Origin of the sequence: Lunatibacter salilacus (assembly GCF_009797935.1) — a bacterium.
GTDB classification, from domain to species: domain Bacteria; phylum Bacteroidota; class Bacteroidia; order Cytophagales; family Cyclobacteriaceae; genus Lunatibacter; species Lunatibacter salilacus.
Genome location: NZ_VOLC01000010.1, coordinates 19,086 through 38,177 on the forward strand (window position 1 = coordinate 19,086; position 19,092 = coordinate 38,177).

Here is a 19,092-nt window from a genome sequence, read left to right on the forward strand (position 1 = left end):
AAAACTACCGGGGAATCTTCCCAAAAAAAAGACCGAAACGAATCCCGTTCCGGCCTTTTTATTACTAATTAAAACCTTTTTAAGCTCAGTATCTGGTTTACAATCGAGTCACCGTAATTCGTAATTTTTAGTTCGTAATTATTTATTCGTTTTTCACCTCAATATCTACCTTCCCAGCGAGCCACCGTAATTCGTAATTTTTAATTCGTAATTGACTTAACTCATTATCTGCTTTACCAGCCAATCACCCACCTCGGAGGTTTTGTAGGCTTTGCCGCCGTCTCCAGCCAGGTCTTCGGTGACGATGCCTTCTTCCAGAGAGCGGTTTACCGCCGCTGAAATCGCATCCGCCTCTTCCTGCAAATCAAAGGCATATTCAAACATCATGGCCGCGGAAAGCACCGTGGCTAATGGGTTGGCGATGTCCTTGCCTGCCGCCTGTGGATAGGAACCGTGGATGGGCTCAAATAACTTGGTGTCAGATCCCAATGAAGCCGAAGGCATCAGACCCATGGATCCGCTAATAACAGACGCCTCATCGGTCAGGATATCGCCAAACAGGTTCTCGGTAATCAATACGTCATAAGCCTTTGGCCACTGAATCAACCTCATGGCTACCGCATCCACAAACTCATACTCTACCTTTACATCGGGGTATTCGGGAGCTAAACGCTGTACGGTCTCTCTCCAAAGTCTAGAGGTAGCTAAAACATTAGCCTTGTCCACGCAGGTAAGCAATTTTCTTCTTTTTTGCGCAAATTCAAATCCCATGCGGGCCAGGCGCTCAATCTCATAGACATTGTACACGCAAGTGTCAAAGGCACGGTCTCCCTGCTCGCTTCTTCCCCTTGGCTCACCAAAGTAAATGCCTCCGGTAAGTTCACGAAGAAAAACCAAGTCGGTTCCTTCGATACGCTCCCGCTTTAGCGGAGACTTATCTACCAAAGAAGGGAAGGTAAAGGTAGGCCGCACATTGCAAAAAAGGCCAAGCTTTTTCCGCATCAAAAGAAGTCCCTGTTCCGGCCTAACTTTGGCAGATGGATCGTTGTCATACTTGGGATCGCCGATGGCTCCAAAAAGGACGGCATCTGACCGCAAGCAAACTTCATGGGTTTCGTCCGGATAGGGAACACCTACGGCTTCAATTGCAGCGGCACCTGTCAGCGCTGTTTCAAATGTAATCTGATGTCCAAATTTTTCACCGATGGCCTTTACTACTTTTACGGCCTGATCGACTACTTCAGGTCCTATACCGTCACCAGGTAATAGGGCTATATTCATTTCCATAGGAATTCAATTTTTCTTGGTTGGTTTTATTTAATTGTTCAATGATGTTTAGCATTTTTTCCGTTGCCTTCATGGCAGCGATGGTTTGGTCACTGTCCAAACCCTTGGTTTTAAAGATCTTTCCATAATCCCAGGTGATCACACACTCCACAAAGGCATCTGTCTTGCCACCTGGAGGGATACTGATATGAAAATCGGTAAGCTTGGGCAATTCCTTGTTGAGGGACTTATAGATCTTCTTGAGGGCCTTCATAAAGGAATCGTATTGCCCATCCCCGGAGGCGTTCTGCTCGTAATATTCCTCATGGATCTTCATCCGCAGTTGTACAGAGGGCTTTAGTCCTTTGGAGTGAACCATGTGATAGCCGTCTATGCTGATATCGGTCTTGATGCTGTTGTTTTGCAGCACATCCGAAATGATATAGGGTAGGTCCTCCGTCGTGACGCGCTCCTTCCGGTCTCCCAGATCAATGATCCGTTGGGTGACTTTGGTCAATTCGTCCGGCTCCAGGGAAATTCCCAATTCCTGCAAGTTCTTGAGGATATTGGCCTTGCCGGAGGTTTTGCCCAAGGCATATTTCCTTGTCCTGCCGAAGCGTTCCGGCATCAGATCACTGTAATAGAGGTTCTTTTTGTTGTCTCCGTCCGCATGTACACCGGCGGTCTGGGTAAATACATTCTCTCCCACTACAGGCTTGTTGGCAGGGATATGCAAGCCCGAAAACTGCTCCACCAATTTGCTGATTCGGTATATTTTGTTTTCCTTGATCCCCAAGTCATACTCGGTAAAATCCTTGATTACGGCCACCACGGATTCAAGGGGCGCATTGCCGGTTCGCTCACCCAAGCCATTGACGGTGGTATGTATCCCTTTTGCCCCACAGGCAACCGCCTGAAGCACGTTGGCCACAGAAAGGTCGTAATCGTTGTGAGCGTGGAAATCAAAATGAACGGTGGGGAACTTCTCGGTAATAAGCAGTAAGAATGATTTTACCTCCTCCGGCTGTAATAAGCCCAAGGTATCGGGCAGCATGATTCTGCGGACCTGCAGGGTGGATAGAAAATGAATTAGGTCCAGCGTGTATTCCCTGGAATTCCGCATGCCGTTACTCCAGTCTTCCAAGTACACATTCACGGCGATGCCCTTATCGATGGCATAGCGGATGCATTCCTCAATTTCCTGAAAATGCTCTTCCGGGGTTTTCTTAAGCTGATGAGTCAAGTGATTCAGAGAACCTTTGGTAAGCAGATTGAGTACCTTGGCACCTGCCTCCACCAACCAATCCACGGATTTGGGGGTATCGACAAAACCCAATACCTCCACTTTATCCAAGAATTTTCTTTCTTTGGCCCAATGGGTGATTTTTTTCACGCCCTCCATTTCCCCGTCAGAAACCCTGGCGGAAGCTACCTCTATCCGGTCTACCTTCAGTTCTTCCAGCAGCAGCTTGGCTATCTGCAATTTTTCCGAGGGTAAAAAGGAAACCCCTGAGGTCTGCTCTCCATCCCTCAGGGTAGTATCCATGATTTCTATATTTTTTTGACCACCCATTTTTCCTCTGTTAATTTATTGGAAACAACGATAAAAAATTATCTAAACAAAACGTTTGTTGTTAGAAAAGGTTGTCTTTATGCCTTTTCGGCAAATTTTCCGATTTCCTCTTTTAGGTTTAGCAGATAATCAATATCGTCAAACCCGTTTTTCATATTTTCCTTCTTGTAGGCATTGATATCGAAGGTCTCAGATCTGCCTGTGGATAGGATGGTGATCGTCTGGGCATCGATATCCACTTTCACTTCGGATGAGGGGTCCTTTTCCACTTCAGCAAACATTTCGTCCGCAAAATCAGCAGTGACCGTCACCGGGAGTACACCGATATTAAGGCAGTTATTTTTAAAGATATCCGCAAAAAAGCTGGAAACCACACATCTGAACCCGTAATCATACAGTGCCCACACGGCATGTTCCCTACTGGAGCCGGAACCGAAATTTTTACCCGCAAGCAGGATCTTTCCGGAGTAAGTAGGGTCGTTCAGCACAAAATCCGGTTTTGGATTGCCCTCACTGTCATATCTCCAATCCCGGAACAGGTTGTCCCCAAAGCCGGTACGTTCGGTAGCTTTCAGGAATCTGGCAGGGATGATCTGATCTGTGTCCACATTTTCGGCAGACATGGGAACCACCCTACTGACAAGTACATTAAATTTATCGTAAGCCATAATTTATTCTCGTTTACTAATTTTCGAATACGTCCCTGGGATCAGCTATGGTACCGGTAATGGCAACTGCCGCCACGGTAAGTGGGCTGGCCAATAGCGTTCTGGATCCGGGACCCTGTCTTCCTTCAAAGTTCCTGTTGGATGTAGAAACCGCGTATTTCCCAGAAGGTATTTTGTCATCGTTCATTGCCAGGCAAGCCGAGCAGCCGGGCTGTCTCAACTTAAAGCCCGCCTCTTCCAAGATAGCTACCAAGCCCTCTTCTATGGCTTGCTTTTCCACCTCTCTCGATCCGGGAACAATCCAAGCCGTGATGTTATCTGCTTTTTGCTTTCCTTTTACAAAGTTGGCCACTGATCTGATATCTTCAATCCGTCCATTGGTGCAGCTACCTACAAAAACGTAGTCCACTTTTTTGCCTTTCATGGCCTCTCCCGGTTGGAAGCCCATGTATTCAAGAGACTTGAGGTAGGATTTTTTCTCGCTTCCCTCCATGCCTTCGGTAGTAGGGATCATGTCCCTTACCTTTATTCCCATACCCGGATTGGTCCCGTAGGTGATCATGGGTTCGATATCAGCGGCATCGTAGGAATATTCCAGGTCAAAGGTTGCCCCGTCATCTGTTTTCAAAGTTTTCCAGTAAGCTACTGCTTTGTCCCAATCTTCTCCCTTGGGGCAATATTGCTTTCCTTTCAGGTATTCGAAAGTAGTCTCGTCAGGAGCTATAAGTCCCCCGCGTGCGCCCATTTCTATACTCATGTTGCAGATGGTCATCCTTGCTTCCATGCTTAGGTTGCGTATGGCGCTACCGGCATATTCAAGAAAATAACCCGTTCCGCCACTGGCAGATATCTTGGAGATGATATAAAGGATGATGTCCTTGGAAGTCACTCCTTTGCCCAACTCCCCATCTACGGTAATCCGCATTTTTTTCGGCTTTACCTGCATGATGCACTGTGTGGCAAATACCATTTCCACTTCGGAAGTTCCTATACCAAAAGCAATGGTACCGAAGGCACCGTGCGTAGAGGTATGGCTATCGCCGCAGACAATGGTCATTCCTGGCTGGGTGATGCCCAATTCGGGCCCGATCACGTGAACGATCCCGTGGTGGTCAGAACCCAAGTCATGTAAATCAATTCCGTATTTTTGGCAGTTCTCGCGAAGCCTTTCCACCTGCATGCGTGAAAGCTTATCCTTAATGGTTTTGTCCTGATCTATCGTAGGCACGTTATGGTCAGGGGTGGCAATGGTTTTTTCCGGATAAAGGACAGGTACACCCCTACTCTCCAAGCCCAAGAAAGCCACCGGGCTGGTAACTTCGTGGATAAAATGCTTGTCGATAAAGAATACATCCGGACCGTTGGGGATGGATTTTACCACATGGGCATCCCATATTTTATCAAATAATGTTTTATTTTCCATTATGCTAGTTGTTACTCAATTTTTGCTTTACTGGCAATTTATTCAAGGCATCAATAAACGCCTTTGCTGAAGCTAATACAATATCCGTTTCCGAACCGAACCCATGATAAGGTTTTCCCTCACTCATCAAGCGCATATGCACTTTGCAGGTATCATCACTTCCCTTGGTCATAGCTTGGATCAGAAATTCATCCAACAGGACGGTGTGATCGATCAGCTGTTTGATGGATTTGATCACCGCATCTACGGGGCCGTTTCCGACCGCATCAGCGGAAAGGTTTTTACCTCCAATGGCAAGGGTGACCTTAGCACTCGCTATTTCACCTTCTCCACCCTCATAGTGGATTTGCTCCAGTGAAATAAAGGGGGAATCTTCGAGATGTTCTCCAATAAGCGAAAGCAATTCCTTTCGTCCCATATCCCTTTTACTATCTGCCAAGACTAAGAAACGTTCGTACACCTCATCCAGTTCAGCACCTTCTACAGGAAATCCCAACAGAGCCAGGTGATGCTTGAGTGCGGCGCGGCCGCTTCTTGCCGTGAGGACAATGGTGGACTCTTCCACACCCACGTCTTTGGGATCGATGATTTCGTAATTTTCCCTGTTTTTTAGTACCCCATCCTGATGGATGCCGGAGGAATGCGCAAAAGCATTTCTTCCCACAATCGCCTTGTTGGGCTGTATGGGCATATTCATCAGTTTGGAAATGATACGGCTGGTTTCGTAGATTTTTTTGGTATTAATCTGGGTGACTACGGGGATTTCGCTGTGGCTCTTGATGGCCATGACGACTTCCTCCAGCGAGGTATTGCCGGCGCGTTCACCGATACCATTGACGGTTACCTCCACCTGCCTGGCTCCGTTCATGACGCCTGCCAGCGTGTTGGCGGTAGCAAGTCCCAGGTCGTTATGACAGTGGGTGGCTATGATTGCCTGGTCAATATTGGATACATTTTCCTTTAGAAAACGGATGATGGCACCATATTGCTCCGGAAGGCAATAGCCCGTCGTATCAGGAATATTTACTACTCTGGCTCCAGCGGCGATTACCGCCTCGATGATGCTGGCCAGGTATTCGGGGTCGGCCCTTCCGGCGTCCTCCGCATAAAATTCCACTTCGCCCACCAGGTTTCTGGCAAATTTAACCGCATTGATTGCTCGCTCCATCACCGCTTCCGGTGTGCTGCGCAGCTTGTGTTGGATATGGTAGCCGGAGACACCTATGCCGGTATGGATCCTGGCCTTTTTGGCAAAACGTAGGGAGTCTGCGGCTACCTGTATATCTTTTTCCACGGCCCGGGAGAGGGCGCAGATGATGGGTTCAGACACAGCCTTGGATATCTCCACGACCGAGTTAAAATCTCCGGGGCTGGATATGGGGAAGCCTGCTTCCAGAATATCCACCCCCAGTGCTTCCAATGCCTGGGCGACTACAATTTTCTCCCGGGTATTTAGCTGGCAACCAGGCACCTGCTCGCCATCCCTAAGTGTCGTATCGAAAACCCAAAGCTTATCTGCCATCCTTCTTAGTTATTTTCTGGTCTTAATTGGCGGACGACCGCTCCGGCCTGCCACATTTCAGATTCTCTCAATTCTTTCAATTCCTCTTCAAGCTTGGCCCTATAGTCTGACTTGCTGTTAGACTCAATGGATTTGGCTGCTTCCTGACCGGTCTTCACGCTGTTGTAAAGCTCTTCAAAAACTGGCTTAGTAGCGTCTCTGAATGGCTTCCACCAGTCCAACGCACCTCTTTGGGCAGTCGTGGAGCAGTTTGCATACATCCAGTCCATACCGTTTTCAGCGACTAGAGGCATCAAACTTTGTGTCAATTCCTCAACCGTTTCGTTGAAAGCTTCTGAAGGGGTGTGTCCATTGGCACGCAATACTTCATATTGGGCGGCAAAGATCCCCTGAATAGCTCCCATCAAGGTGCCTCTCTCCCCAGTAAGGTCGGAAGTAACTTCTCTGTAAAAATCAGTCTCAAACAAATAACCTGAACCTACACCGATACCCAAGGCTACTACACGGTCTTTGGCTTTGCCGGTGGCATCCTGATAGATAGCGTACGAAGAGTTTAAGCCTCTGCCTTCTACAAACATTCTTCTAAGGGAAGTACCGGAACCTTTAGGCGCTACCAAGATCACGTCCACATCCGCAGGAGGGATGATTCCGGTCTTTTCTTTGTAGGTGATTCCAAATCCGTGGGAGAAATAAAGGGCTTTGCCGGGAGTCAAATGTTTTTTAACAGTAGGCCACAAAGAAATCTGGCCAGCATCTGAAAGTAAAAATTGAAGGATAGTGCCTTTCTCACACGCTTCTTCCAACTCGAAAAGCGTTTCGCCGGGTACCCAACCATCGTCAACCGCTTTGTCCCAAGTCTTGGTTCCTTTGCGCTGTCCAACGATCACGTTGAATCCGTTGTCTTTCAAATTAAGTGCCTGACCAGGTCCCTGAACACCATAACCCAACACGGCAATGACTTCATCCTTTAAAATTTCCTTGGCTTTTTCCAGCGGGTATTCCTCTCTGGTTACGACATTTTCTTCAACTGTACCGAATTTCAGTTTCATAGTTATAATGTAAGATTTAATTGATTTTTATAAATATTTATCTATGGTTACCATAGGCTTGGCCACTGCCACCCTACCGGACCGCACAAATTCCAATACGTTGAAATCCTTCAACACCTCCAGAAGGGCCTGTGTGTCCTCCTTGTGTCCGGTCAATTCAATGACCACGAAATCTTTCTCCGCGGAAATAATGCGTGCACTATGTTGTCTAATTACTTTTTCCAGTCCAGGATCAAGGCTGCCAATGGGGATTTTATACAGGGCAATTTCCTGAAAAACCATCTCATCATCCATGTAATAAAATGCCTTGATGACATCGATGATCTTATCTATCTGCTTGGAAAGTTGTATGATCTGTTCCTCTGTTGTCGTGACTTCTATGGTAATCCGGTAGATACCCTCCTCCCTACTTTCGGAAGCGGTGAACCCGTCAATATTAATTCCCCTTCGGGTAAAGATCAGGGTAATCCGACTCAAAATACCAATAAAATTCTCTGTGAAAACAGAAATTGTGTATCGTTTCATGTGTTTATAATTGTCTTTCAGCGGTCACAACTTGCCCCGGCTTATCGGGGTGGAATCTCGCAATAATAATCATCCCACTTGGTGATGTTTTCGTCATGCTCGATTTCATGCTGTTTGAAATTAACTTAGTCTTACTTCTTCTACGGAGCTGCCAGAGGCAATCATTGGAAACACATTGTCTTCCTTCTCCACCACTACTTCTAAGAAATAAGGCCCGTCATGGATAAACATTTCTGCCACCGCCTCGCGAAGATCATCCCGCTTGTCCACTTTCTGAACTTTAAACCGATAGGCTTCTGCTATTTTTTGAAAATCGGGGTTTTCCAGTTCGGTAAATGAGTAGCGTTTGTCAAAAAACAACTGCTGCCACTGCCTTACCATGCCCAGGAAATTATTGTTTAACAAGACAACCTTCACAGGTGCCTTGGTTTGCATAATGGTTCCGAATTCCTGAACGGTCATTTGAATACCTCCGTCCCCTACCACACAGATTACCTGACGGTTGAAGTCATGAAGCTGCGCTCCCAAAGCTGCGGGAAGTGCAAATCCCATGGTCCCCAAGCCCCCGGATGTTATCTGTGTACGGGTAGTTTTGTATTCAAAATACCTCCAAGCCACCATTTGGTGTTGCCCCACATCCGTTACCAAAATGGCATCATCTGCTTTAAACTCATTAATATGGCGGATTACCTCTCCCATTGTCAAACCATCCTTGGTCGGCAACAAGTCATTCCCCACTACTACCCGCTTCTCCTCCGCTTCCAATTCGTGGAATTTGGCAGTCCAAGCATCATGTTTAGCGGAATTCACCTGTTCGGTAAGTTTGGCTAGTGTAACCTTGCAGTCTCCCAATACTGGCACGGTGCATTTTACGTTCTTGTCGATCTCAGCGTAATCCAATTCCATATGAATGACCTTTGCCTGCTTGGCATAGCGGGTAAGGTCTCCGGTCACCCGGTCATCAAAACGCATCCCTACGGCGATCAATACGTCACATTTATTGGTAAGCAGATTTGGGCCGTAATTACCATGCATGCCCAGTTTGCCAACGTAGTTGGGGTGTTCTTCGGAAAGAGCTCCTGTCCCCAGCAGGGTACAGGCGGCCGGAATACCGGTTTTGTTCAGGAAGGCTTCTAATTCCTTTTCGGCCTTGCCAATGATTACACCTTGTCCATATACCAAATAGGGGCGTTCGGCCTGATTGATTAACGCGGCGGCATCTTCAATCTCTTTATCGGAGACTTTCGGGTAGGGCTTGTATGAGCGGATGTTCAAGCAGGGAACATAATTGAATTCCCCCAGTGCCACTTGGGCATCTTTGGTGATATCAATCAGCACCGGGCCGGGTCTACCCGAACGCGCAATATGAAATGCTTTGGCGATGGCCGGCGCGATATCCTCCACCCGGTGTACCTGAATATTCCATTTAGTAGCGGGCATGGAGATTCCCACTACGTCGGTTTCTTGAAAAGCGTCTGTTCCTAATAAATAAGAGGGGACCTGCCCCGTAATGCAGACAAGTGGAGTACTGTCAATAAGCGCATCGGCAATTCCGGTGATCAAATTGGTCGCACCGGGGCCCGAAGTAGCCATACAGACACCCACCTTGCCGGAGACACGCGCATAACCCTGAGCAGCATGAATTGCTCCCTGCTCGTGGCGGGTTAGAATATGTTGAATCTGATCTTCATAATCATAAAGAGCATCATAAATGGGCATAATCGCTCCACCTGGATATCCGAAAATGAATTTGGCATTTTCAGCTATCAGGGCTTTTATCACGATATCAGCTCCTCTTATTCTAGAATCTTTCATCTGTTTATTATTTGTTTTCCAGCGGCCAGATGGAATCTCGCCATGATAATCATCGCTTTGTGTGACGTTTTCGTCATGCTCGATTTCATATCATTTATCCATTATCAGTAATACATCCTTCAGATGCTGTAGATACTAACTGCGAATATTTTTTAAGTGTTCCACTTAAGTGGCTCAAGTCTTTATTTTTCCAGTTTTTCCTTCTCTGCGCAAATTCCTCCTCAGAAACACTGCAGTTGATGGTCAGGTCAGTGGCATCGATGGTGATTTCGTCTCCATTTTGAAGAAGTCCAATTGGGCCTCCTTCGTATGCCTCAGGTGTCACATGCCCTACGACGAAGCCGTGGGTTCCACCGGAAAATCTTCCGTCTGTAAGGAAAGCAACATCCGCTCCCAAGCCTGCTCCGATAATAATGGAAGTAGGCTTTAGCATTTCCGGCATTCCGGGACCGCCCTTGGGCCCCACATATCGGATGACTACGACATCGCCTTTTACCACTTCATTGTTTTTCATGGCATCATTGGCTTCCTGTTCGCTGTCGTAAACTTTGGCTTTTCCGGTAAAGGACTTGCCTTCTTTGCCGGATATTTTAGCTACAGATCCCTCGGGAGCCAAATTACCCGTCAGAATGCACAAATGTCCGGATTCTTTCAATGGATTTTCAATCGGATGAATGACAGCATGCTTGGAGGGTACCAAAGGTGCGACATCCGACAAATTCTCTGCCAATGTTTTCCCTGTCACGGTCATACAGTCTCCGTGAAGCAAACCATTGTCCAAAAAGTACCTCATAAAGGCCGGAAGTCCACCTATTTCATACAAATCTTCCATCAGGAACTTTCCGCTGGGCTTGAAATCACCCAAAACCGGAGTCTCCGCATTAATCCGTTTAAAATCCTCCAATCCAAACTCCAATCCTGCGGTCTTGGCAATGGCCAACAAATGCAAAACGGCATTGGTACTTCCTCCCAAAGCGACTGCCACACGCACTGCATTCTCGATACTTTTAATGGTAACGATATCTTTGGGCTTGATGTCTTTCTCCAACAACAAGGCTATATATTCGCCGACATCCTTACACTCCTTCCGCTTTTCCGGGGAAGTCGCGGGATTGGTAGAGCTATAAGGTAATGAAAGGCCCATGGCTTCTATGGCAGAAGACATGGTGTTGGCAGTGTACATACCCCCACAAGCGCCGGCTCCCGGACATGCGTTTTTAATTACGCCCAGGTAATCCTCGTCACTGATTTCATTTTTGATTTTTTTGCCATAGGCTTCAAAAGCCGAAACAATATTCAACTTCTGGTCTTTATATTTTCCGGAACGGATGGTTCCGCCATATACCATGATGGATGGGCGGTTTACCCGCAGCATACCCATAACGGCACCCGGCATGTTTTTGTCACATCCGGCCACGGCGACAATACCGTCAAAAGAATGACCAAGAATAAATGATTCGATGGAATCGGCTATAATTTCCCTTGAAGGTAAGGAGTAACGCATACCGGCAGTACCCATGGAAATACCGTCACTGATCCCTATAGTATTGAATACCATGCCCGTCAATTTTGATTTCACCGTAGAGTCCTTGATCTCTTTGGCGAAATCATTTAGGTGCATATTGCAGGGATTGCTTTCGTATCCACAGCTGGCCACCCCGACGAAGGGTTGTTTCATCTTTTTGTCCGAAAGACCAGTGGCGTACAACATGGCCATAGAGGCCGGATTCTCTTGGTTGTCACTTACTTCCCAGCTATATTTCTTAGAATTACCCATTAACTTTTCTTGCTTTTTTGTTAATTGCTTATAAAAAAAAGTGCTTCAATTGAATGAAGCACTTTATTGTTTTCTGTGTGTGGTACAATAGTTCAGCGCTTCATCTATTACTAAATGACTATGACGACTAGGAGGATAATGTTGACGATGCTGAACATGGATATGTGATATCTCTTTGGGTTTGCAGTTTGATTATAAATTTGATTATGCAATATTAAAACCCTTATTTCATACTTACAATATTTTATTTCATTTTTTCATTCGTAGCAGAAATGAATTAATTGCATTTCTTTTTATTCATAGAATTTAAATTTATCGATAATAAAAAATGAGAATTTAATTTTTTTTATTTTTCATATTTAAAATAATACAGTATTATATTCTGTTTACGGGACTTTTAATTATTTCTCTGCAAAATTTTCTGATCTGCATCAGATCGGCCCATGTATTGATTAATGTTCAAAAAACTATTTAAAAATTACCCAATTTGGAAACAGCCTTGAAAAAGTTGTGGCATAATTTTTACTTTTGTCAAATATCCATTCCCTATAGTGCCATGATCCAGTATCCCAACGCAAAGATTAACCTAGGTCTGCATATAACATCCAAGAGACCCGACGGATATCATGAAATAGTAAGCTGCCTCTACCCCCTCCCGCTTTGTGATGCGTTGGAAATCATTCCATCGAAGAAAACCACCTTTGACTCGACTGGAATTCCCATTCCCGGGAAGGAGCAGGACAACCTGATTTTGAAAGCCTATAAACTTCTTCGGAAGGATTTCCCAGACCTCCCTCCCATCGCCGTCCACCTACATAAAGTGATCCCGATAGGAGCTGGACTCGGAGGTGGCTCGGCGGATGCCGGATTCGCCCTTACACTCATGAACCGGCTTTTTGACTTGTTTTTGGACGATTGGCTTCTGGAAGAGTATGCCGAAAAACTCGGAAGTGACTGCCCATTCTTTATCCAAAACACCCCCAAACTTGTCAGCGGACGGGGAGAGATAATGAAGGACATACCCCTGGATCTATCCGGTAAATGGATTGTACTTATTAATCCGAACATACATATCAGTACACAAGAGGCGTATGCCGGTGTAACGCCGAAAGCACCCATACACGATTTGAAGCAAGTGCTTTCCGATCCTGCCAAGTGGAAAGATGAATTAATCAATGATTTTGAACAAAGCATTTTTGAAAAGTACCCTATGCTGAAAAAGGTGAAACATTCTCTGTATGCTAAAGGGGCATTTTATGCAGCCATGTCAGGTTCAGGGTCTACGCTGTTTGGACTTTTTGATCAGGAACCTCATTTTGGGAAAAGTGAAGAAGGTTTCTTTGTTTATGAAGGTTTATTTTAGAGACAATATTTTTCGAAGACTTTAGTGAATTATGCTTTTGTTCGTTATACTACATTACATTAAATGTCCCCAAAAAACTTAACAAATAATTCATTAAAATTAACCTCTAAATAGTGTTTCATCCAAAGACAATTTTAAATATGGCCACAAAGAACACGGAGAATTTTCTAAACTGTGCTCTTTGTTCCTTCTTTGTGTCCTCCGTGGTCATTTTTAAACCACATAGTTCAACTTAGGAGTTCACATAGGCTTTTATGAAATCCGTTGCGTCCGCCGCGCCATCGTTGCGTCCGTTGCGTGAAAAAGGAATAGGCAGTATTGGAAAAAAACTTCGTGCTTTGTGCCTTCTATGTGTATTTCGTGGTCTTTTTAGAAGGATAATGGACTAATTCAAGAGTGCCGTCTTGGTTAACTTTCTTTTGTAGTACACCTGGATAAAAGGGTAGAGACATACTGAACCTAAAATAATCAGGGTACCCAAATAAAAACCGGGAGTCATTTTTTCCTTTTCCCCAAAAATAATCAATGCGAGAATAATCCCATAAACAGGCTCCAGATTGACGGTTAGGTTGATGGTAAAGGCAGTTAACCGCTTCATCAACTCAACCGACATCGAGAAGGCAAAGACCGTGCAGACGAGTGCTAATACAAGCAACCACATCCAATCCAGGCCTTTCAACTGCATATCAAGACCATCGGGGGTTAGGAAAAAAGCATAAATTGGCATGAAGAGAACTGAAAACACAAATGCACCCACCATCTCATAAAATGTGATGGTATAGGGATTGTGTTTTTTGGTCAGGCGGCCGTTGATGACCATAAATGTGGCACATAGAAAGGCCGACATCAACGCCATGGCCAGGCCTAGCCAATAATCGAATTCGAATTTGAAAATGACTACTAATCCACAAATAACCATCAATCCCAGCATGACCTCATACCATTTGATTTTGGATTTATTGGCCAAGGGCTCCAAAAAGGATGTCCAAAGAGAGCAGGTGGCCATACCCACCAAGCATACTGAAACGTTGGACACCTGTGCTGCCCAGAAGAACAAGGTCCAGTGCAAGCTGATCAGAAAACCTGTCCCAATAATCTTAGCCTGATCCCGAAGTTTGAGCCGGATGGATTTTTTCTTTACCCAAAAAATCAGACCAATTACCAGACTCGCAATTAAGGTCCGGTAAAAGACGATCTCCAAGGCAGGAATACTGATCAGCACTCCCAAGATGGCTGTAAAACTCCAAATCAAGATGACAAAATGCAAGGTAAGGTAATCCTTAGTCGGGGTAGGAGTTCCAAACATATTATCGGGGTACAGTTTTATACATAATTAGACCTGTCAGGGCAAACACCATATTCGGTATCCAAACAGCCAATACCGGGTAGGCAGTGCCTGCCTCTGCAAAGGTTCTGGAAAGCAAAAACAATATAATATAGACAAAAGCCATCAAAAACCCCAAGGCAATCTTAAATCCTGAACCACCCCGGGTCTTCTTGGAGGACACAATAACACCTATAAAGGTCAGGATAATGGCAGCAAAAGGGGACATATACCGCACATATTTTTCGATCAAATAAAAACTGGTATTGTCAGCTCCCCTTTCCTGCAGGATTTCTATCTGGGTCTGCAGTTTAGGAAGGGTGAGCGTTTCATGGTGGTTATGGGGCAAATCAAAATCCGCGGGTGTGATGGAAAGTACCGTGTCCAGAGATTCTCCTGACGACCATTCCTCTCCCATGTCTTGCAAAACCCGTAATTTCCAGTTGCGCACACTCCATGCGTTCGTAGCGGTATCCCATACAATCCGTTCGGCGGAAAGTTTGGAGATCAATTTCCCCTCGCTGATCTCTTCAAGCGTAAAATTATAGCCCGTATTACCTGAGGTGTAATACCTTGTTAGGTACGCATATGTATCCGGAGCTACCTTGATGTGCATGTTTTGCCGATCCACATTATTCCGGTTATCGTCCAAATATTTGACTTTAAATTCCGACACACCCAATGTGGCCACGGGAAGTACCCATCCGTTTAGGAAAAAACTGACAACTGCTATTAATAGAGCCGAAAATAAAAACGGAAAGAGCATCCGCATAAAACTTACCCCACTGCTCAAAATGGCTATGATCTCTGTCCTTCCCGCCATTTTAGATGTAATAAAAATAACCGAAATAAACACCGTAATTGGAGTCAGCAGATTATTCAGGTACAAGCCGTAATTCATCATGTACATCAGAATTTGCCCACTGGGAACGCTGTTCCTGATATAGGCATCATTCTTTTCCGTAAAGTCCAACACCAACACAATCAAAATCAACATCAGAACCACAAAAAAGTAGGTCTTGAGGAAATCTTTGATGATAAGTTTGTCCAGTATCTTCATGTGGAATGAGGCATTTACTTCACTTGGTATTGCTTACGCAAAAGTAATGGCTTTGGTCAATAGTTGAAGCAAATCTTACAACCTTTGACTCACTTTTTGTACCATTTGGTTCTTCCAAGTGGCGAAGTCACCGGCCAAAATCCGTTCTCTTGCCTGTCCGACAAGCCAAAGATAAAAAGAAAGGTTGTGTATACTTGCTATCTGGGCCGCCAACATTTCCTTACTGATTGTCAGGTGCCGCAGATAGGCTTTGCTGTAGAAGTTGCTTACTTTATTGACAAAACCCGTATCCACGGGGGAAAAATCTTCCTTCCACTTTTCGTTACGGATATTGATAATTCCTTCGGTGGTAAACAGCATCCCATTGCGTGCATTTCGGGTGGGCATGACACAGTCAAACATGTCCACCCCCAAGGCGATTGCCTCTAAAATATTGGCTGGAGTACCCACTCCCATTAAATAACGGGGCTTATCTTCGGGCAAAATATCCGTGACCCATTCGGTCATCTCATACATCATCTCGGCTGGTTCGCCTACCGACAAACCACCGATGGCATTTCCATCCCTGCCCTGTTGCGCGATAAATTCCGCTGACGCCTTTCTCAAGTCCTTATATACACTTCCCTGCACTATTGGAAAAAAAGTCTGCTTGTAGCCGTATTTTCCCTCCGTCTCGTCAAATCTCGTCTGGCACCGCTGAAGCCACCTGTGCGTAAGTTCCATGGACGCTTTGGCGTAATCCCACTCACACGGATAGGGCGTACATTCATCAAAGGCCATGATGATATCCGCACCAATGGTTCGTTGGATATCCATCACCCCCTCCGGTGTAAAGTGATGCTTTGAGCCGTCAATATGGGACTTAAATACAACGCCTTCTTCATTAATTTTGCGGGTACCAGCTAGGGAAAAGACTTGATAGCCTCCACTGTCTGTCAAAATAGGTTTGTCCCAACCGGTGAAACGGTGCAAACCGCCGGCTTTTTCAATGATATCCAAACCGGGGCGTAAATAGAGGTGATAGGTATTTCCCAGTATGATCTGCGCCTTTACGTCCTTTTTCAATTCCCGTTGATGGACTGCTTTCACAGAACCTGCTGTACCTACCGGCATAAAAATAGGGGTTTCGATGATGCCGTGATCGGTTACAATACTTCCTGCCCGGGCGTTACTTTTTGCGTCTTTTTGATGAAGGGTAAATTTCATTCCTGCGGTTGGTTGAAAAGTCTGTGAGATTCTGATTACTTTTGAGGGTGCAAAAATAGATTCAATTCCTCAAAACAATTGTCGTTTTTGATTTTATCTTTGCCATTACATATAATCCTATTATGGTAGATATCTTGTGGTTGGTCTTTTTTAGTGCTGTTGCCATCCAGTTGTTTTATTTGATTTTCATTTTTGGGAGACTAGCGTTTTTCTACCAAAAGCCCGCTGAATCGACCGTTGAGAAGAATCAGGAGGGGGTCACGGTGCTTATTTCTGCCAGAAACGAGCTGGAAAACCTTAAAGAGTTGCTGCCAAAATTGTTTGCGCAAGATTATCAAAACTTTGAAGTGTTGATCGTCAATGACCAGTCTGTAGACGGTACCGAAGATTGGCTTATGGAATATGCGATTGCATATCCAAATCTGAAATTGGTCCATGTGCGCTACACACCCGATCACTTAACTTCTAAAAAATACGCGTTAACGTTAGGAATAAAAGTTGCTTCATCAGATATTATCCTGCTCACAGATGCGGACTGCATTCCCGTTTCCGATCAATGGATCAAAAGGATGACGGCTCCATTGCGACTGGAGAATAAAATTTTCGCAATTGGCCATGGCTCCTACCAGACCTTGCCCGGTTTTTTGAACAAACTGATCCAGTTTGAAACCATGCTTACCGCCCTGTACTACTTCTCCTTTGGCTTGTGGAAATCCCCCTTTATGGGAGTAGGTAGAAACCTATGCTACCGCAGAAGCTTTTTTATGGAACGAAAAGCTTTTAAGGGGCTCTGGCATATAATCGGGGGTGATGACGACCTTTTTGTGAACAAATACGCGACCAAACAAAACACGGCCATGGTGATTCATCCGGAAAGCATTACGCTCTCCCTGCCAAAAACCAAGTTCAGCGATTTTTTGGTCCAAAAAAGGAGGCATTTTCAGGCTGGAAAATATTATCGACTGAAAGACAAGCTAAAACTAGGTATTTATTCGTTAACACATTTGATCTACTGGCTTAGCGCAATCTTTTTATTGGCAACAAGTCGATCTTGGGAACCAATTACACTAATCTTGGGGTTTGTTCTCACGAGAGCGTTGCTGCAATACGTGATTATCAGGCAAGCCAAAATGAAATTGGAGGGCATGGGAAAGGTGCTTTGGACCATGTTTTTTGATTTTATGTACATGATTTATTTTTGGATCGTAGGAACAAAGGGGTACCTGTCAAAAACAGTTAAATGGAAATAAGCGAAAGGGGTTTTTCGGATAAAGCATTGGAGGATTTTGATTTGATCGACAAAGCGGTCAAAGAAAAAGATCAGCAGGCATATGCCACGCTGATGAAACGCTATAAAAAAGCAGTTTATTTCATGATTCTGAAGATGATCCGTGATACGGATGATGCCGAAGACCTTACCATGGAGGCCTTTGCCAAAGCCTTCAGAAACCTACATAAATTTAAAAAAGACTACACCTTCAGCACCTGGCTTTTTCGTATTGCCACTAACAACGCCATCGACTTTATCCGTAAAAAGAAGCTCAAAACCATGAGCCTTAACAATACCCTGACAGACGACGGGGGCAACTCTGTAAACATTGACGTAGAAGACGATGATAATAATCCGCAGGATGAATACATCAAGTCACAGCGCATAGAGATGGTCCGTATTTTTGTGGACAAACTCCCAGCCAAATACAGGAAGCTGGTCAAACTGAGGTATTTTGACGAACTGTCCTATGATGAAATAGCCGCAGAACTTGGAAAACCATTGGGCACTGTAAAAGCGCAGCTACATCGGTCACGTGAACTGCTTTACGAGATCGCGCAAGGAAAAGACAAACATATTTAATCGTATACATTACAAATGGACCAAGGCACTTCGCTTATTTTTTCTCATTTCCCACACTTATCTGACGAACAAAAAAGTCAGTTTGAACAACTTGGCGACTTATACCGCGCCTGGAACGAAAAAATCAATGTAATCAGCCGTAAGGATATGGAGCACTTTTACCTGCACCATGTACTGCATTCGCTGGGAATTGCGAAAGTTGTGCAATTCCCCGCTGAAACAAAAATCTTGGATATCGGCACCGGGGGCGGCTTTCCCGGCATTCCTTTGGCCATTCTTTTTCCCGAGGTAACCTTTCACTTGGTAGACTCCATCGGTAAAAAGATTACTGTAGTGAAAGATATTGTGAAATCTTTGAAGCTCCAAAATGTAGAACCACAGCAAACCCGTGCTGAACTATTGAACAGAAAATACCATTTTATCATCAGCAGGGCAGTCACCCAAATGGCTAATTTTTATCCGTGGACCAAAGGCAAATTCCGCAAGGAAGATGTCCATCCGGAATTCCAAAACGGCATCTTTTATCTCAAAGGTGGGGAAGTAGATGAGGAACTGGAAGCACTGGGACTGATGTATGTCAGCTATCATTTGGAGGATTATTTCCAGGAAGATTACTTCCAGACAAAAAAAGTAATTTATTTACCCTATGAAGGCAGGAGGTAACGGATC

General features: G+C 45.0%; 16 protein-coding genes. 4 read left to right on the top strand and 12 right to left on the bottom strand.

Going from position 1 to position 19,092, the window contains the following annotated elements; genetic code table 11:
• Nucleotides 1-216: 216 nt before the first annotated feature.
• From leuB to ilvD, 9 genes are all read right to left on the bottom strand, one after another.
• Complete coding sequence (leuB, locus tag FQ608_RS14280) at nt 217-1,287, bottom strand: 3-isopropylmalate dehydrogenase (RefSeq protein WP_158858918.1); 1,071 nt, start codon at nt 1,285-1,287, stop codon at nt 217-219.
• Nucleotides 1,256-2,839, bottom strand: a complete 1,584-nt coding sequence (locus FQ608_RS14285; RefSeq protein ID WP_158858919.1) for an alpha-isopropylmalate synthase regulatory domain-containing protein — start codon at nt 2,837-2,839, stop codon at nt 1,256-1,258. Before FQ608_RS14285 ends, leuB begins: the two co-directional genes overlap by 32 nt.
• 77 nt (nt 2,840-2,916) lie before the next feature.
• Nucleotides 2,917-3,507, bottom strand: coding sequence for a 3-isopropylmalate dehydratase small subunit (gene leuD, locus FQ608_RS14290; RefSeq protein ID WP_158858920.1), 591 nt, complete (start codon nt 3,505-3,507; stop codon nt 2,917-2,919).
• Between the two features lie 16 nt (nt 3,508-3,523).
• The gene (gene leuC, locus FQ608_RS14295) at nt 3,524-4,930 is read right to left on the bottom strand and encodes a 3-isopropylmalate dehydratase large subunit (RefSeq protein ID WP_158858921.1); all 1,407 of its coding nucleotides are present in this window, start codon (nt 4,928-4,930) and stop codon (nt 3,524-3,526) included.
• A gap of 4 nt (nt 4,931-4,934) precedes the next feature.
• The gene (locus tag FQ608_RS14300; RefSeq protein ID WP_158858922.1) at nt 4,935-6,452 is read right to left on the bottom strand and encodes a 2-isopropylmalate synthase; all 1,518 of its coding nucleotides are present in this window, start codon (nt 6,450-6,452) and stop codon (nt 4,935-4,937) included.
• A gap of 5 nt (nt 6,453-6,457) precedes the next feature.
• A complete protein-coding gene (ilvC, locus tag FQ608_RS14305; RefSeq protein ID WP_158858923.1) occupies nt 6,458-7,501 on the bottom strand; it encodes a ketol-acid reductoisomerase in 1,044 nt (347 codons plus the stop codon).
• Nucleotides 7,502-7,528: 27 nt separating this feature from the next.
• Nucleotides 7,529-8,026 (bottom strand): acetolactate synthase small subunit, encoded by a 498-nt coding sequence (ilvN, locus tag FQ608_RS14310; RefSeq protein WP_158858924.1) that lies wholly within the window; start codon nt 8,024-8,026, stop codon nt 7,529-7,531.
• Nucleotides 8,027-8,146: 120 nt separating this feature from the next.
• The gene (gene ilvB, locus FQ608_RS14315) at nt 8,147-9,841 is read right to left on the bottom strand and encodes a biosynthetic-type acetolactate synthase large subunit (RefSeq protein ID WP_158858925.1); all 1,695 of its coding nucleotides are present in this window, start codon (nt 9,839-9,841) and stop codon (nt 8,147-8,149) included.
• A 94-nt stretch (nt 9,842-9,935) separates the two neighbouring features.
• Complete coding sequence (gene ilvD, locus FQ608_RS14320; protein WP_158858926.1) at nt 9,936-11,618, bottom strand: dihydroxy-acid dehydratase; 1,683 nt, start codon at nt 11,616-11,618, stop codon at nt 9,936-9,938.
• Between the two features lie 556 nt (nt 11,619-12,174).
• On the opposite strand from ilvD, the gene ispE reads away from it, so the two are divergent.
• Nucleotides 12,175-12,981: a 4-(cytidine 5'-diphospho)-2-C-methyl-D-erythritol kinase gene (gene ispE / locus FQ608_RS14325; protein ID WP_158859089.1), complete on the top strand. Its 807-nt coding sequence runs from the start codon at nt 12,175-12,177 to the stop codon at nt 12,979-12,981.
• A gap of 385 nt (nt 12,982-13,366) precedes the next feature.
• On the opposite strand, the gene FQ608_RS14330 is transcribed toward ispE, so the two are convergent.
• The 3 genes from FQ608_RS14330 to tgt all read right to left on the bottom strand — a co-directional run bounded on the left by FQ608_RS14330 (nt 13,367) and on the right by tgt (nt 16,571).
• Nucleotides 13,367-14,287 (bottom strand): DMT family transporter, encoded by a 921-nt coding sequence (locus FQ608_RS14330; protein ID WP_158858927.1) that lies wholly within the window; start codon nt 14,285-14,287, stop codon nt 13,367-13,369.
• A 1-nt stretch (nt 14,288) separates the two neighbouring features.
• Nucleotides 14,289-15,365 carry an LptF/LptG family permease gene (locus tag FQ608_RS14335; protein ID WP_158858928.1) on the bottom strand — a complete coding sequence of 359 codons (1,077 nt, stop codon included), beginning with the start codon at nt 15,363-15,365 and terminating at the stop codon, nt 14,289-14,291.
• 75 nt (nt 15,366-15,440) lie between these two features.
• Entirely contained in the window at nt 15,441-16,571 is a 1,131-nt protein-coding gene (tgt, locus tag FQ608_RS14340) for a tRNA guanosine(34) transglycosylase Tgt (protein ID WP_158858929.1), read from the bottom strand.
• A gap of 122 nt (nt 16,572-16,693) precedes the next feature.
• On the opposite strand from tgt, the gene FQ608_RS14345 reads away from it, so the two are divergent.
• The 3 genes from FQ608_RS14345 to rsmG are packed head-to-tail and all read left to right on the top strand — an operon-like array spanning nt 16,694 to nt 19,086.
• A complete protein-coding gene (locus tag FQ608_RS14345; protein ID WP_199856385.1) occupies nt 16,694-17,821 on the top strand; it encodes a glycosyltransferase in 1,128 nt (375 codons plus the stop codon).
• Nucleotides 17,812-18,423 carry an RNA polymerase sigma factor gene (locus FQ608_RS14350; protein ID WP_158858930.1) on the top strand — a complete coding sequence of 204 codons (612 nt, stop codon included), beginning with the start codon at nt 17,812-17,814 and terminating at the stop codon, nt 18,421-18,423. The genes FQ608_RS14345 and FQ608_RS14350 overlap by 10 nt, the downstream gene beginning before the upstream one ends.
• A gap of 15 nt (nt 18,424-18,438) precedes the next feature.
• On the top strand, nt 18,439-19,086 hold the full coding sequence (gene rsmG, locus FQ608_RS14355) for a 16S rRNA (guanine(527)-N(7))-methyltransferase RsmG (protein ID WP_158858931.1): 648 nt from the start codon (nt 18,439-18,441) through the stop codon (nt 19,084-19,086).
• Nucleotides 19,087-19,092 lie beyond the last annotated feature (6 nt).